The organism is Pantoea sp. CFCC18179, assembly GCF_059412405.1.
On sequence record NZ_JBNBPM010000006.1, the window covers coordinates 206,524 to 222,834 of the forward strand.

The following is a 16,311-nucleotide window of genomic DNA, read 5'->3' on the forward strand; positions in this document are numbered from 1 at the left end:
CTAATCAACCGCTAGTTATTAGAGCTGTTGGTAGCATAAAGCGGCCAGGATTCAAACAAATATCCATCAAAATCAATATCGTCAACGTCAGAAAACTCCAGCAGGCGCTGTTTAACGTTTTCCAGATGCTGCCACATCGCCTGCTTGGCGGCGCGCGCATCTTTCTTGATTAAGGTGGCGAGGATTTTCTTGTGATCGTCGAGCCATTCTTTGCGGTAATCGGTGTTGACCAGATGGCGATGCAATTGGCTCCACATCACGTTGTCTTCACGCCACTGCCAGGATTGTTTAAACAGTTCAACCAGCATGCTGTTGTGTGTGGCTTCGGCAATCGCCAGGTGAAAGTTACGATCGCCGTTTTCACTTTGGTTGACCTCACCCGAAGCCAGCTCTTTCTCTTCCAGCTCTAGCGCCTGGCGCATTTTCATGATGTCTTCGCGCGTGGCTTGCAGGGCGGCAAACTCTGCGATGTTGCTCTCCAGCAGCTGACGCGCCTGCAGCATTTCAAACGGGCCCGCATCGTTGCCCGGTTTTTGTATTTGAGCCGGAGGTTGCGGGCTGTCGTGCACCACATAGATGCCCGCACCACGTCGCACCTCAATTAAACCTTCCAGTTCCAGCATGATCAGCGCTTCGCGCACCAGCGTGCGCGTCACGTCCAGCAGCGCCGCTAACTCACGTTCCGGCGGCAGTCGTTCACCCACGGCATACTGTTTCTGGGTGATCATGTTGCGGAGCATTTCCCCGACTTCCTGATAAGGGCGCTGTGCTGAAGTTTGATTTTTCATCGTGCTCTTTATGCGGGTTAACAGGTTAACAAAGCGTTAGGGGCAGTACCCCTAACGCTGACACGTAATATAGCACAGACATTTCTGAGTTCTGTGTTCACAACGGGTTAAGCGCAAAGTAGCGCTCAGCGTTGTTAAAGCAGATATCACGCAGCATGCTGCCGAGCATTTGCTCATCATGTGGCACAATGCCGTCCTGCACCCATTGCGCCAGCAGATTGCACAAAATACGGCGGAAATATTCGTGCCGCGTGTAGGACAGGAAGCTGCGTGAATCGGTCAACATGCCGACAAACTGGCTCAGCAGACCGATTTGCGACAGCTGTTCCAACTGGCGCAGCATGCCGTCGCGCTGATCGTTGAACCACCAACCCGAACCGAACTGCACTTTGCCAGCAATGCCTGCACCCTGGAAGTTGCCTGCCATGGTCGCCAGCACTTCGTTGTCGCGTGGGTTCAGGCAATAAAGGATGGTTTTTGGCAGTTGATTGTTGAGGTCCATCGCATCAAGCAAACGCGCTAACGGCCAGGCAATATTGTTATCGCCAATTGAATCAAAGCCGCTGTCTGGACCCAGCTGGCGGAACATGCGCGTGCTGTTGTTGCGAATCGCACCAATATGCAGCTGCATCGCCCAACCGCGACGGGCATATTCGCCGCCCAGCCACACCAATACGGCGCTGCTGAATTGCGCAATTTCCAACTCTTCCAGCGGTGCGTTACTGAGACGTTTCGCCAGAATGGCATCGAGCACGTTGTCATCGGGTATCGGCGCAAAACGCAGGGTTTCGATGCCGTGATCGGAAGCGCGGCAGCCCTGCGCAGAGAAATGATCAAGACGGCGCAACAGCGCCTGACGCAGGGCATCGAAGCTGTCGATAGTGACATCGGCGGCAGCTTCTAACTTGCCAAGATAGTCGACAAAACCGTCGAGTTCGATTTTGAACACTTTATCCGGGCGCCAGCTTGGCGCGACATCAATATCAAAGCTGCTGTCATCGGCAATTTGGCGGTGATAGCGCAGTGAATCAATCGGATCGTCAGTGGTGCCGACCATGCGTACATTCATCTGACGCATAATGCCGCGTGCAGAAAATTCCGGTGTCGCCAGTTTTTCGGCGCAACGGTGCCAGATATCTTCTGCGGTATCCGGTCCAAACAGCGTATCGGTGATGCCAAACGGGCGGCGCAATTCAAGGTGCGTCCAGTGATAGAGTGGGTTGCCCAGCGTCTTCGGCACGGTATTCGCCCAAGCCAAATACTTGTCGTAATCGCTGGTGCGGTTACCGGTGATCAGCGATTCATCCACACCCGCCGCACGCAGCGCACGCCATTTGTAGTGATCGCCTTCCAGCCAAATCTGGCCGAGGTTGGCAAATTGACGATCTTCCGCGATCTCCTGCGGATTAAGGTGGCAGTGATAATCGTAGATCGGCATGTCTGCGGCGAAGTCGTGGTACAAACGACGCGCGATATCGCTTTGCAGCAGGAAATCTTCATCCATAAAACGCATTAGTTTGATTCCTGTGTGAGAGATTCAACAGCGGCACGCGCGCCAGCCTGGCACAGCAGGGCGTAAGCGCGCTGAACGGTGGCGACAAACGCCGCATTAGCCGGCAAATCATCAGCAAAAATGGCCTTGATGTTGATCAGCGCCAGAACTCGCGCTTCACCTGCGGGATATTGCTGATTAATCGCTTCCAGTGTGGCAGCTAATGGGTCAACCACCTCATAACGTTGGCCTTGTTCATCTTCGCCCAGCACATAGCGCATCCAACCTGCGATGCCCAACGCCAAATGGCGGTAATCGCTACCCGCGCGCAGATGCTGACGCACGGAATCGAGCATGCGCTGCGGCAGTTTTTGGCTGCCATCCATGGCGATTTGTCCGGTGCGATGACGCAGCGACGGATTACTAAAGCGTTCGATAAGCTGATCGGCATAACGCTGCAAATCAATATCATCTGGCATCGACAAAGTAGGCGCTTGCTCAGCCATCATCAATCTCTGCGCCGCCTGACGATAAGCCGGATGCTGCATGGTGTCAGCGATCGTCGCGAAACCGCCGAGATAGCCGAGATAGGCAAGGAAAGAGTGGCTGCCATTCAGCATGCGCAACTTCATCATTTCGAACGGCGCAACGTCAGTGACAAACTGCGCACCGACGCGATCCCAATCCGGGCGGCCATTGACAAAGTTGTCTTCAATCACCCATTGGCGGAACGGTTCGCAGGCCACGCCACACGGATCTTCCACGCCTAACAGTTCAGCAATCTCTTGCTCGGTTTCAGGCGTGACCGCCGGAACGATGCGGTCAACCATGGTGGACGGGAACGTTACGTTAGCGTCAATCCACGCCGCTAATGCGGGATCGCGCAGGTGCGCTAAACCCAATACTGCTGCGCGTGCCACATGTCCGTTGTCACGCAGGTTATCGCACGACAGCACGGTAAACGGCGGCAAACCTTGCTCGCGGCGCATGCGCAGCGCTTCGACGATGTAACCCAGCGCTGATTTTGGCGTGGTCGGATGCGCGAGATCGTGTTGAATCAAGGTATTTTCGCTATCCATTTCACCGCTCGCGCCGGTGGTGCAATAGCCTTTCTCGGTGATGGTCAGGGAAACAATCGCGGTTTCAGGACGCGTAAGTGCGTTGAGAATGCTGGCGCTGCCTTCTAATCCCGGATGCAGCGCTTCTTTCACCACGCCGATGATTTTGACTTCGCTGCTTTCGGCACCTTTCTCAGTGACGCTATACAGCAAGTTTTGCTGGCGCAGCTTTTCAACCAACGCTAGCCCGCTGGCGGACATCAGGTTGACCTCGCAGATGCCCCAATCGCAGTCGCTGACTTCCAGTAAATGATGCAAGTACAGCGCTTGATGCGCGCGATGAAACGCGCCGCAGCCAAGATGCACCATGCGCGGAACCAGGCGGTCTTGCTGCCATGCGGGCAGGGCAACCTTAAGTTTGGCGGTATTTTCCATGAATGCTCCGCTTAGAAATAGGCGCGATGGATCGCCAGTTCGACGCCGCGAATTTCAGCCAAACCTTTCAGACGACCAATCGCCGAATAGCCCGGATTGGTTTTCTTCTTCAGGTCATCCAGCATTTGGTGGCCGTGATCGGGACGCATCGGGATCAGATCTTCTTGCCCGGCGGCTTTACGGCGATGTTCCTCTTCAGCAATCGCTTTAATCACCGCAAACATATCGACGTCGCCGCCTAAATGCGCGGCTTCATGGAAGGTACGTGGATTCTCTTCACGCTTGGTGGAACGCAGATGTGCAAAGTAGATGCGCGGTCCAAAGCGTTTGACCATGCCCGCCAAATCATTCTCTGCCAGCACGCCATAAGAACCGGTGCACATGGTAAAGCCGTTGGCTGGGCTGCTAACGGTATCGATCATCCACTGCAAATCTTCGGCATTCGAAACAATGCGCGGCAAGCCGAGAATCGGGCGCGGCGGATCGTCGGGATGCACCGCCATGCGTACGCCAACTTCTTCTGCCACCGCAATAATGGCGCGCAGGAAGGTGGCGAAGTTTTCACGCAGTTGTGCTTTGCCAATGCCTTCATAACGCGCCAACTGCGCGCGGAATTGATCCAGCGTGTAACCTTCTTCCGCACCCGGCAAACCGGCGATGATATTGCGCATCAGGCGCGTGCGGCTCTCTTCGCTCATTTGGGCGAAGCGCTCGGCGGCTTGGGCAATCTCTTCCGCGGTATAATCTTGCTCGGCACCCGGACGTTGCAGAATGTGCAGTTCGAACACCGCGAATTCAATCTGATCAAAACGCAGCGCTTTCGAACCATCTGGCAGCAGATATTCGAGGTCGGTACGTGTCCAGTCGAGGATCGGCATGAAGTTGTAGCACACGGTCTTGATGCCGCACTGCGCCAGGTTGCGCAGCGATTGCTGATAATTGGCGATCCAATGCTGGCAACGGCCACTGCCGGTTTTGATCTCTTCATGAATCGGCACGCTTTCGACCACTGCCCACTCAAGTCCTGCGGCTTCAACCAGCGCCTTACGCTGCATGATCTCTTCCACCGTCCACACTTCGCCGTTGGGAATGTGATGCAGAGCCGTGACGATGCCCGTCGCGCCAGCCTGGCGCGCATCAGTAAGAGAGACAGGATCGTTCGGGCCATACCAGCGCCAGGTCTGCTTCATGTTATTACCTCATCAATGGTCTTTGAGTGGTCAGTAATTGGTTGACCTATTTTATCCCTTAACGCGATCTCCTTAAAGGTAACCGCGCTTTCACCCGCTAAAATTCAACTCTTTGCTGCCTGATGTCAACCTGACAAATGATTTTGGTTAACCAGATCACAGATGCAGCACCTGGTTGGCGACCACTTTTCGCAACTGTGTTTCACTCCTGGCGGATGGTTAGAGATGACTCAGTGAAGTCACTCCTCAGCAAGACATGACAAATCCTGTGCGGTGAGCGGTATTACCAGGGTATTTACGCGAACCAGCCTCAGTTAACTGCGGGACTTGTTAACTCATGATGTCAATAAAGAATGGAGAACCAGATGAACCGCAGTTTAAATCCAGGGATTACCGCCGCCGGCGCCAAACGCACTTTCCGCCATATGCGCTGGTGGGTGCTGGTGCTGTTCTTAGCCGGCGTTACGGTCAATTACATCACGCGTAACTCATTGGGCCTGCTGGCCCCAGAATTGAAAGACAGCCTTAACATCTCCACCGAACAATATTCCTACATCGTTGGCGCATTCCAGCTGGCCTATACCTTCTTCCAACCGATCTGTGGCTGGTTGATTGATGTTATCGGCCTCAAAGTCGGCTTCCTGATCTGCGCCGCCATCTGGGCGGTGGCCTGTTTATTCCATGCTGGCGCGGGCAGTTGGGTGCATCTGGCCATCTTGCGTTTCGTGATGGGCGGCGCAGAAGCGGCGGCCACACCAGCGAATGCTAAAGTGATTGGCGAATGGTTCCCGAAAAAAGAGCGTCCGATTGCTGCCGGTTGGGCTGGCGTGGGCTTCTCCATTGGCGCGATGTTGGCACCGCCAATCATCTATTTCGCCCATGCCGCATTTGGTGGCTGGCAGGGCGCCTTCCTGTTCACTGGCGCTCTGGCGTTGGGTTGGGTGGTGTTGTGGTGGTTGCTGTACCGCGATCCTGATCAGCATCCTAATTTGTCGAAAGATGAACTGGCGTTCATTCGTCAGGACAACGAACCGCCAGCGGTGAAAAAGCCTTTCTTCACTGCACTTAAAAGCGTATCGAAGAACAAGCGTTTCTACGGCATCGCTATTCCGGCCTTTATGGCTGAACCGGCGTGGGGTGTGCTGAGTTTCTGGGTGCCGCTGTATCTGGCAAAAGAGCTCGGTATGGACCTGAAACAGATCGTGATGTTCGCCTGGTTACCATTCCTCGCCGCCGATCTCGGCAGCGCGGCCAGCGGCTATCTGACGCGTCTGTACACCAAAATTTTCGGTTTCACTCAGGTTAACTCGGTGGTTGCGAGCTCAGTAACCGGTGCCTTTTTGATGCTGTCGCTGGCTGCGGTGGCGGTGACCAAAGATCCGTATGTCGCGATTGCCCTGATCTCGATTGGTGGCTTCGGACACCAGATCATCTCCTGCATGTTGAGCGCACTGGTGGTGGAGAAATTTGATAAAGGCCAAATGGCGACCGTGAACGGTATGCGCGGTTCATTTGCCTGGATCTCCAGCTTCCTGTTCTCGCTGCTGATTGGCGTTACCGCCGATACCATTGGATTCAATCCTCTGTTTATCGCCATGGGCTTCTTCGACCTGATTGGTGCGATCTTCCTGATTGCTTTTATTGCTGAACGTCGCGCACAGCGCGCCTGAAAAGAGTAGATAACGATGAAAACATTAAAAAATTGGTCATTAGCTGGTTCTGATGCGCACCATGTCGCGCTCACCGTCGATGGGAAACACACGCTGAACCTGTACGTGCTTGAATCCGGCATGTTTCGTGTGGCGATTAAACGTCAAGGCGCTTATAGCCTCGACAGAACCTGGAGCATCGCGCCTGAAAGTGATGTGCCGTGGGAAGGACGTCAACGTGACAGCCTGGCTGGCTTCTCGCTGCCTAATTTCACGCTGGAAGAAGAGGGCGACACGCTGGTGGTCGCCACGGACAAACTGCGTGTCATCGTCCATCAGCCGCTGGCACTCGAATGGCAATATTGCGACAGCGCAGGCGTATGGCAACTGCTGACCTGCGACCGTCCGACCAGCGCCTACCAGATTAACGCGCACGGCGATGGTGTGGCGCACTATCAACGTCGCATGAACGATGATCGTTATTACGGTCTTGGCGAGAAAAGCGGTGATTTGCAGCGTAACGGCCAGCGCTATGAGATGCGCAACCTCGATGCGATGGGCTACAACGCGTCATCAACCGATCCACTGTACAAGCATGTGCCGTTCACCATTACGCGCCGCGATGATGTCAGCTTTGGTCTTTATTACGACAACCTCAGCAGCAGCTGGTTTGATCTCGGGAATGAGCTGGATAACTACCATAAACCGTATCGCCGTTGGCAGGCCGAAAGTGGTGATATCGATTACTATCTGTTCGTCGGTGAAAAGGTGCTGGATGTCACCAAAGCCTTTGTGCGTCTGACCGGCAAAACCCTGTTTGGGCCAAAATGGAGCCTCGGTTACAGCGGCTCAACCATGCACTACACCGATGCACCGGATGCGCAAAATCAGCTGATGAACTTTATTCGTCTGTGTGAAGAGCATGAGATTCCGTGCGACTCATTCCAGCTGTCATCCGGCTATACCTCAATCAACGACAAGCGCTACGTGTTCAACTGGAACTACGACAAAGTGCCGCAGCCAGAAGCGATGAGTCAGGCGTTCCACGATGCCGGTTTGCGTCTGGCGGCCAACATCAAACCTTGTCTGTTGCAGGATCACCCACGCTACGAAGAAGTGGCGACACAAGGGCTGTTCATCCGCGATTCGGAGCAGGATGCGCCAGAGCGCTCGGTATTCTGGGATGATGAAGGCTCGCACCTTGATTTTACCCATCCTAAAGCGGTGGCATGGTGGCAGGAAAACGTCACCAAACAGCTGCTGGAAAAGGGCATTGATTCTACCTGGAACGACAACAACGAATACGAAGTGTGGGATGGCGAAGCGCGTTGTCATGGCTTTGGTACGCCAATCGCGATCAAGCACATTCGTCCAGTGATGCCGTTGTTGATGATGCGTGCCTCGATGGAAGCGCAGCAGCAATTTGCACCGGAAAAGCGTCCGTTTCTGATTTCACGTTCAGGCTGCGCGGGCATGCAACGTTATGTGCAAACCTGGAGCGGCGATAACCGCACCAACTGGACGACGCTGCGTTACAACATCCGCATGGGATTGGGCATGAGCCTGTCCGGTTTGTATAACGTCGGCCATGACGTAGGCGGCTTCTCAGGCGACAAACCTGATGCAGAACTGTTTGTGCGTTGGGTACAGAATGGCGTGATGCATCCGCGTTTTACTATTCACTCGTGGAATGACGATCACACCGTCAATGAGCCGTGGATGTATCCATCAGCGACACCAGCCATCCGTGCCGCCATTGAACTGCGTTATCGTCTGATGCCATATCTCTACACGCTGCTGTGGCAGGCGCATGCTGATGATGAACCGATGCTGCGTCCGACTTTCCTCGATCATGAGCACGATGCGCAGACGTTTGCCGAGTGCGACGAATTCTTGCTGGGACGCGATTTGCTGGTGGCGAGCGTGGTGGAACCAGGTCAGCGCGAGCGCAGCTTGTGGTTGCCAGACAATGAAACTGGCTGGTACGACTTTGCCACGCAGCAATGGTACAGCGGTGGTCAGTGGATCACGCTGGATGCGCCACTCGAAACGCAGCCAATGCTGGTGCGTGCCGGTGCAGGTTTACCCCTCAGCGATCGCTTGCGCCATGTCGATGCGAAGGCTGACGATCGTCGCAGCTTGCAGCTATTCCCCGTCAAAGGCAAAGGCATCACCAGCGGCTTGCTGTTTGAAGATGATGGCGAATCCTGGGGCTATCAGCAGGGCAATGCGCTGTGGCTGAAATGGGAAATGCGCAGCGATGCGCAGGCGATTCATCTTAACTTCACGCGTGAAGGTAATTTCCAGCCTGCATGGCAGACGTTAAATATCACCTTGCCGGTCGGAGAACAGCGCCAGCTGTTTATTGATGGCGTTCAGGTAGATAAAGCGAACGCCGAAGCGGTGCTAGCGCGTATCGCCAAAGGTTAATAATGCGTATTCGGTGCGCATAAAAGCGCACCGATTTCCGTAAGGTCGTCATTTATGGTGACCGATTTGCAGCATACACGCTAATCAATCAACTGCTTCGCCTTCGCCAGCAGAAATGCCGTCACCGACGTTGCATCAGTGACTTTTCCCGCCAAAATCAGCGCTAAAAACTCTGCGCTTTTAATCTTGTGCGCCGTCAATCCCACTTCTTCCGCATCGAGATTTTGCCCTTGATACGTCAGATCGCTTGCCAGATAAATGTGATAACCCTGCGATGAATAGCCTTGCGCCAATTTCTGATAGCCGACATAGCTCAATTTCCCGGCCACCAAACCGGTTTCTTCACGCAGTTCGCCAGCTGCAAGATCTTCCGGAGAAGCATCTGGCGACAATTCCCAGCTTCCCTGCGGCAGCTCAATGGTGCGCTCACCAATCGGATAGCGGAATTGCTCAACCACGTAAATCGAGTCATCTTCAACCGGAACGATCACCACAAAATCATCTTTCTCAACCACGGAATAGATGCCTTCACTGCCATCGGCACGTTGAATTTTATCTTCCTTCAGCGTCATCCATCGGTTGCGATAGATCTCTGTAGAATTCAGCGTATGGATTTCAGTTGTCACGTTAGGCCTCCAATCTGTTGAAAAATGGCGGAAAGACAATCCGCCTGAATGATATTAGTGTGCAAAAGCCCAGGTTAGTTTCCCGTCGCTGTCGGTGAGCTTAGCCAGTTTCTTCTGATTAACCTTGTCGCGCGCGCCCAACCGTTGCGCCGTCAAGGTGCCGCTATCACTATGGGCGATCACCGTATCCTTCGGCACGCTGGTCATCTTCTCAGCGATAGCGGCCACGGCTTTGGCGTAACCGTGGCGATCGCCGAGATTGAAGTTGCTCACCGGCAGTTGGGTTTCCAGCCATTTCCCCCAGTAAAACTCAAGGAACGGCGGCGGATTCTGCTCTTTATCGAAGCCGATATCGCGCACGAAGTAGACCAGCGAACGGTACTCCTCGTTATGCATATATTGACGGCCCAACTCTTTCGGCAGCGCATCCGGCTTAATTTTGCCCGATGGCGTATCCAGCCATACCAAATTGGCGGCCTCCATCTTCTGCCAGAATGCGGGCATGGTTTTTAACGAGCGGAAATCATCCGTAATGCGCACCTGAACCGGCACCGTTAAGCCGGCAACGTCGACAAAATTGCTGAACGTATGGTGACCGTCAGTGAGGTAAAGCTGATTATCCGGCGCGATCACCGCGGTTTTCATCGGCCCAGGTTCGCTGCCAACTGGCGCTTTGCAACTGAAGCTGCTGGGTTGGGTGATTTTCGACTGCGCGCTAAAATCTTTTACGCCTTTCTGACCCATGCTTTCGCAATAATCATCAAACAGTTTCTTGGGTTCGGCCTGATAACGATGCAATTTGTAATCTAGCTGACGATAACCCAGCGTCGCTTGAGTGGGATGCAACTCACTCAAGGGCACTTGCACAATCGCGCCAGCGTGAATATCGACGGGCAGCGCAGCGAACGCCGATCCGCCCGATAAAAGTAGGGTTAACAACGACAAGCTGGTTCTCATTCCATTTCCTCACATGCCTGTAATAGCGGTGAACCATAGCATTTCTGTCATCTTGGCGCTGTAGTGTTGTGGCTGGCGGTTGCCCAGCGGCAACCTGTTATCCAGACCTCTGACCACTTTTGGAGCATCCACTATGTCACTCGCTGCTGTGCAACCGGCAAAACTGCAACAAACCGTTATCGATCCCAGCGTACGCATGCGCGAAACGCACATTGGGCAGCAATGTGAAATTCTGGCGGAAAGCTATATCGAATACAGCGAGTTGGGTGATTTCTCTTACTTGGGGGAACACTGCTGTGTGGCAGATACACAAATTGGCCGCTTTACCGCCATTGCCAACAACGTGCGCATTGGCGCACCGAATCATCCGATGGATCGCGCCTCGCAGCACCGTTTCACCTACTGCCCAGAATATTATAATCCTCAGGCCGAGCGCGATGCGGGTTTCTTTGCCGATCGCCGCGCTGAACGGGTGATCATTGGCAATGATGTATGGATTGGTCATGGCGTGATCGTACTGCCGGGCGTCACCGTCGGTGATGGCGCGGTGCTGGCGGCGGGTGCGGTTGTCACCAAAGATGTTGCGCCGTACACCATCGTTGGCGGTGTTCCGGCGAAAATGATTCGCCCACGTTTTGATGCGCAGATTGCCGCGCAGTTGCAAGCCATCGCCTGGTGGAACTGGCCGCTGGACAAGCTAATGGCGAATCTGGCTGATTTCCAGTCGGAAGATCTGACGGCATTTTGTCAGCGCCACGCGGTTTAATTCCCCAAGGCGCGCAGTTTGTTGTTCTCCTTAATCTCAAGTAAACTCAAAATACCCTGTTTTTGAGATTGCTTGAGATGAAACTGCGCCGTCCTCCTGCTCAACTTGTTGATTCACTGAATATCCGTGAGATCAATTCACTGCTCGCCAGCTATGCCGAGTGGGACGAACGCTATCTGCATTATGATGAGCTTTATCGTCGGGTGCGTGACGCGGATACGCGGGATAAACTGTGGAGCGCGTTGAAATTTAAACGTCGCAGCACGGCCCATCACTTTGTTGTTGCTGACCAAACTGTCACCTGCAACTTCACCACAAAAATCACTGCGGCGATGTCAATGGTGGACCGCATGACCTTCGCCCGTAACGGCGAACCGACGGATGAAGACGCTGCTTCGTACCTGATGTCGCAACTGATCATGGAAGAAGCGATTTCATCCAGTCAGTTGGAAGGTGCGGCTACCACATCACGCGTTGCGATGGAGTTGTTAGCGGTTGGACGCGCACCGCGCACCGAAGATGAAAGCATGATCATGGGTAACTGGCGGTTGATGCAGCACATTGCCACCATGGGCGATGCGCCGCTGACACGCGCGGATATTCTGGAAATTCATCATATCGCCTGTGCGGGTATCAATGATGAAAAATACCGTCCCGGCGCTGTTCGCGATAACAACGAGGTCTTTGTTGCCGGGCGGGATGGCGAAATCATTCATCGTCCACCAGACCATCAAAAGCTCAATAGCCTGCTTGATGCGTTATGCGCCGAAGTGGTCTGGCTGGAACAGCAGGGAACTCATCCGTTGCTGGTGGCTTGTGTAATGCACTTCGCTATTGGCTACATTCATCCTTTCAATGATGGCAACGGACGTACTGCGCGTGGATTGTTTTACCATCATTTGATTCGCCACGGTTACAGCGCTTTCCGTTACATCTCTATCAGCAAATTATTGAAAGCGGCGGCGATCAAGTACGGCATCTCGTATCTCTATACAGAAACCGATGAGATGGATCTGACCTATTTTGTCCAATTTCAATGTGAAATCGTGATGCGTGCAGTGCAGGCGTTTAGCGAGCAGATTGCTACGCTGCATCAGGAGCGTGCGCGGCTGGTAAAATGGGTAGAAGAGCAAGGGGAACTGGGCAAAGGTGAACTCGACATTATGGCGATTGCGCTCAATGCGCCGGGAACCTTGCTGAGTTCTGCGGGCATCAAATCGCGTTTGGGGATTGCCGATAACACCGCGCGTACGCGCTTAAAAAGTCTTGCGGATAAAGGGTTATTGCGTCCGTTGAAAGAGGGTAAGGGTACGGTGTATCAGGCCCCCGTTTCACTGCGTAAGCTGCAAGAGTGGTTAAAGAAACGCAAAAGCGACTAACTGATCGCAAGCAATCTCAAAATGCCCTGTTTTGCGATTGCTTGCGATGAAACTTACACCAAACCCGGCGGGGTGATGAGGGGGGACAACACTGCCTGCTGCGGCAATCCGACATGCAGCAGCACCTGCTCACGATAATGATCGTCGTTATCGCGTTGATTTTCACTCAGCAACACGCCAACTTCATTGACGTTTTTGCCCGCCACCTGAACTTTGTCACGCGCTGAACTGCGCATCCATTCGTACTCAATATCAATGTGACCAGTATCGATGCAGCGAATACCGTGCTGGCTAAGATCGTAAGCCAACACCGTGGCGGTTGGACCCAGCGACATCAGCACCATATCGTAGTCGCGTGCGTGCGCCAGCACCGAGCTGTAGAGATCGTTATAAACTGAGAACGCATTGCGATTAAGCGTGGTGATGCGTTTAATCTCACGTGCACCGGCCAATAAGTCGTTACCGATGCCAAGACGCGTACCACTGCCCTCAACAATTAATAGCTTTTTATCGTGGAACAGTTGTTTGAATTTATTAAAAATACGCTGCGCTTGTTGTTTGTCTTTATAATCATGATAGGGCCGGGTGACTGAGGTATTTCCGTAAAAATAGCCGCGTTTTAATAGCGGCTCATAATGGCGGAAATAAAAGGCCTTATGAAAGAACCAAAATAGGGCCGAACCAAATCGCATATTCTGCGTGCCGCGAAACGCGTCGGGCAAACACAACAAACAACGATTACTCTCCTGGCTACCGCGACGTAATATCTCTTTCAAGCGAATGGAGAGACGTTCATCGAATGATTGGAAACCAATGTTTTTAAACAACGTCATCTCCAGTTCCCCATCGCCGTAGCGGCTCAGCGAGAGTTGGGGATTATCGAGCAATAGTTCAATGGTTTTTTCCGGCGACATCACCTGATATTGACGTGCATGCGCATTAGCGATCGGGAATTTGACCGCTGCGTGTGTCAACTTAAAAGGAAAACGTAATTTACGATATAAGAAATCTGCATTCAGCATAATAACCTTCTATTTATAATTGGTGGTTCCCAAAGTAGTGATGTGACTTATATCACAGTTAGAAACGGTTATTAGCGTGAGGGAAATCCCAAAAATAAGCAGGCGAAATAATACAAAGCCAATAAATAAGCGCTGATAAATTGTAATGACAATCTTATACAATGTTAAACGCTTAATAAACGCCTCTGCGATATGGATTGCCAGGAATAGTCGCAGAGGCAGAAACATAATTAATTAAATTATTTCACCTTATTATTATGGAAACGATTTGCCGGTTTCGCTAAGCCCAAACGATCGCGCAGCGTACCCGCTTCATATTCGCGACGGAACACGCCCGCCTGCTGTAAACGCGGCACCACCTGCTCGAGGAAACGATCTTCATTTTCGTCGATGTAGGTCGGCAAAATCACAAACCCATCGCAGGCTTGATGCTGATACCAATCAATCATCTGTTGCGCGATGGTATCGGCGGTGCCGGTCGGCGCTGGAAATGACAGGCTCTCGGCATAGCGTTTCGCCATTTCCCCCAACGTCAGATTCTGCTCAATGGCGCTGGCAATTACATACTGGAAACGACCTTTGCTGCCGGTGATTTTTTCACGCAAATCCGGTACCGGACCATCAATCGGATACTGCGACAGATCGATATTCATGCTGGCAGAGACAAAACTCAGCCCCGATTCCACCGTAATCAGCGATTTTAAGTACTCGGCACGTTCATCGGCATCACGCTGCGTGGTGCCGACGATCGGTACCATGCCGGGCAGAATTCGCAGTTCATGCGGCTGGCGCTGATAGTGCTGCGCGCGTTGCTTCAGCGTTTGATAAAACTGCTGCGCGCGTTCACGATTTGGCTGTACCACAAACAGCATCTCAGCGTGTTGCGCCGCCAAATCAACAAACGCCTCTGAGACGCCCGCCTGAATCACCAGCGGATGGCCCTGCGGCGGACGCGGCAGATTGAGCGGCCCCTGCACATCAAAGGATTCCCCTTGATGATCGAGCCGATGAAAACGCGCAGGATCGGCAAAGCGCGCCTGCGCTTTATCCAGAATCAGTGCGTCCTCTTCAAAGCTATCCCACAGCGCTTTCATCACATCAATGAATTCAGCGGCGCGTCGATAACGTGCTTCATGGCTGAAATGTTCGCTGCGACCAAAATTACGCGCTTCGGCGTGACTTAGTGATGTCACCACATTCCACGCCGCGCGACCGCCGCTGATGTGGTCGATATTCGCCAACTGACGCGCGGTGGTGTAGGGCACCGAATAGGAGGATGACACCGTACCGCCGAGGCCAATGTGATCGGTGACCGCCGCCAGCGCCGCTAACAGCGTCAAGGGTTCGGACCAACCAACCTGACGATGCTGCACGGTTTGCGCCAGATGGCCGCCATACACATCATCAATGGCGAGCTTATCGGCCACGAACACCATATCCAGTTTGGCCGCTTCGGCACGCTGCGCGATTTTGCGGTACAGCGGCCAGTTGCTGCCGCCGGTCGCGGCAGAATCAGGATGACGCCAGCCGCCTTGATGAATACCGGAATCGAGATAAAGCGCCAGATTCATCATGGTTTTGCCCCAAAGAAGGACGCATCCACCAGCTTATCCGCCTGCAAACCCGGTTTAATCAACCCGCTGCGGGTGAAGGTATCAATCGCCAACTGCTGACGTTTTTCCACCGTGGCGTAATCTTCCACCGGCGCATTGTTCTCGCGCTGCACTTTGCTGAGCGCCACCGCATCCGGCAGGCGCAGCAGCTGCGCCAACTCGCTGGCATATTCCTGTGGATGCGCCACGCCCCAAGCCCGCGCACGTATCAGACGCTGGCGAAAATCGCTGAGCTGCGCGCGTTTGGCGGCGATGGCGCTGTCGGTCGCCACCAGATAGTTCGATACCGGCGAGTCTTTGCCATCAATGGCGATGCGATCGCCAGATTGTGCCACTGCGTAGGAAACATAGGGTTCCCATGTTGCCACCGCATCCACTGCGCCATTATCCAGCGCCAGGGTGGCTTCCGACGGCGTGGTGAACACAAAGGTCACGCTGTCATCTGGCAAACCGGCCTCATGCAGCGCGTTCAATACCATGTTCTGGCCAGATGAACCTTTAACTGTGGCCACTTTTTTGCCTTTGAGGTCAGCGATGGTATGCAGCGCGCTGTCTTTTTTCACCACGATGGCATTGCCAAGATATTGCGAAGCCTGAATGGCGCGGATCTGCGCGCCCGCTGCCACAGCAAATGACAATGGCCCATCGCCGACTAATCCGGCATCAAGATGTTGTGAATTGAGCGATTCGAGCAACGGCGCGGCGTTAGGGAATTCGTACCATTTGATCTCATAAGGCACGTTTTTCAATTCGCCAGCGGCAGACATTACTGCGCGGGCGTTGCCTTTTTGATCGCCGACGATCAATTCGCTGTTGGCAGCGTGGGCGGTTAAGGAGAGCAAGAATAATGAGCTGGCTAATAAAGTGATTTTCATAACGTTTCCCGGTGAAAAAGAAAACAGCGTA

The 16,311-nt window shown here is 53.4% G+C and carries 13 protein-coding genes; 4 read left to right on the top strand and 9 right to left on the bottom strand.

What is annotated here, in order from left to right:
- Nucleotides 1–11: 11 nt before the first annotated feature.
- The 4 genes from uxuR to uxuA all read right to left on the bottom strand — a co-directional run bounded on the left by uxuR (nucleotide 12) and on the right by uxuA (nucleotide 4,963).
- Entirely contained in the window at nucleotides 12–788 is a 777-nt protein-coding gene (uxuR, locus tag ACPUC7_RS13925; RefSeq protein WP_494923352.1) for a Uxu operon transcriptional regulator, read from the bottom strand.
- A gap of 97 nt (nucleotides 789–885) precedes the next feature.
- A complete protein-coding gene (uxaC, locus tag ACPUC7_RS13930; RefSeq protein ID WP_494923353.1) occupies nucleotides 886–2,301 on the bottom strand; it encodes a glucuronate isomerase in 1,416 nt (471 codons plus the stop codon).
- Complete coding sequence (locus ACPUC7_RS13935; protein WP_494923354.1) at nucleotides 2,301–3,773, bottom strand: fructuronate reductase; 1,473 nt, start codon at nucleotides 3,771–3,773, stop codon at nucleotides 2,301–2,303. The genes uxaC and ACPUC7_RS13935 overlap by 1 nt, the downstream gene beginning before the upstream one ends.
- A gap of 11 nt (nucleotides 3,774–3,784) precedes the next feature.
- Entirely contained in the window at nucleotides 3,785–4,963 is a 1,179-nt protein-coding gene (gene uxuA / locus ACPUC7_RS13940) for a mannonate dehydratase (protein WP_494923355.1), read from the bottom strand.
- Nucleotides 4,964–5,328: 365 nt separating this feature from the next.
- On the opposite strand from uxuA, the gene ACPUC7_RS13945 reads away from it, so the two are divergent.
- Together ACPUC7_RS13945 and ACPUC7_RS13950 are read left to right on the top strand one after the other, a co-directional pair.
- Entirely contained in the window at nucleotides 5,329–6,633 is a 1,305-nt protein-coding gene (locus ACPUC7_RS13945) for an MFS transporter (protein WP_494923356.1), read from the top strand.
- Between the two features lie 15 nt (nucleotides 6,634–6,648).
- Entirely contained in the window at nucleotides 6,649–9,042 is a 2,394-nt protein-coding gene (locus ACPUC7_RS13950; protein WP_494923357.1) for a glycoside hydrolase family 31 protein, read from the top strand.
- An 80-nt stretch (nucleotides 9,043–9,122) separates the two neighbouring features.
- On the opposite strand, the gene ACPUC7_RS13955 is transcribed toward ACPUC7_RS13950, so the two are convergent.
- Both ACPUC7_RS13955 and ACPUC7_RS13960 read right to left on the bottom strand, forming a co-directional pair.
- Nucleotides 9,123–9,668 carry an NUDIX domain-containing protein gene (locus ACPUC7_RS13955; protein WP_494923358.1) on the bottom strand — a complete coding sequence of 182 codons (546 nt, stop codon included), beginning with the start codon at nucleotides 9,666–9,668 and terminating at the stop codon, nucleotides 9,123–9,125.
- 54 nt (nucleotides 9,669–9,722) lie between these two features.
- Nucleotides 9,723–10,625: a ParB/Srx family N-terminal domain-containing protein gene (locus tag ACPUC7_RS13960; RefSeq protein WP_494923359.1), complete on the bottom strand. Its 903-nt coding sequence runs from the start codon at nucleotides 10,623–10,625 to the stop codon at nucleotides 9,723–9,725.
- Between the two features lie 133 nt (nucleotides 10,626–10,758).
- Here ACPUC7_RS13960 and ACPUC7_RS13965 point away from each other — a divergent pair, with 133 nt between their 5' ends.
- Nucleotides 10,759–11,391, top strand: coding sequence for a DapH/DapD/GlmU-related protein (locus ACPUC7_RS13965; RefSeq protein WP_494923360.1), 633 nt, complete (start codon nucleotides 10,759–10,761; stop codon nucleotides 11,389–11,391).
- Between the two features lie 77 nt (nucleotides 11,392–11,468).
- Complete coding sequence (locus tag ACPUC7_RS13970) at nucleotides 11,469–12,770, top strand: Fic family protein (RefSeq protein WP_494923361.1); 1,302 nt, start codon at nucleotides 11,469–11,471, stop codon at nucleotides 12,768–12,770.
- Nucleotides 12,771–12,823: 53 nt separating this feature from the next.
- Here ACPUC7_RS13970 and ACPUC7_RS13975 read toward each other — a convergent pair whose 3' ends face one another.
- The 3 genes from ACPUC7_RS13975 to ACPUC7_RS13985 all read right to left on the bottom strand — a co-directional run bounded on the left by ACPUC7_RS13975 (nucleotide 12,824) and on the right by ACPUC7_RS13985 (nucleotide 16,280).
- Complete coding sequence (locus ACPUC7_RS13975; protein WP_494923362.1) at nucleotides 12,824–13,792, bottom strand: GT-D fold domain-containing glycosyltransferase; 969 nt, start codon at nucleotides 13,790–13,792, stop codon at nucleotides 12,824–12,826.
- A 239-nt stretch (nucleotides 13,793–14,031) separates the two neighbouring features.
- Nucleotides 14,032–15,366 (bottom strand): NtaA/DmoA family FMN-dependent monooxygenase, encoded by a 1,335-nt coding sequence (locus tag ACPUC7_RS13980; RefSeq protein WP_494923363.1) that lies wholly within the window; start codon nucleotides 15,364–15,366, stop codon nucleotides 14,032–14,034.
- Nucleotides 15,363–16,280, bottom strand: a complete 918-nt coding sequence (locus tag ACPUC7_RS13985; RefSeq protein ID WP_494923364.1) for an ABC transporter substrate-binding protein — start codon at nucleotides 16,278–16,280, stop codon at nucleotides 15,363–15,365. Before ACPUC7_RS13985 ends, ACPUC7_RS13980 begins: the two co-directional genes overlap by 4 nt.
- Between the last annotated feature and the right edge of the window lie 31 nt (nucleotides 16,281–16,311).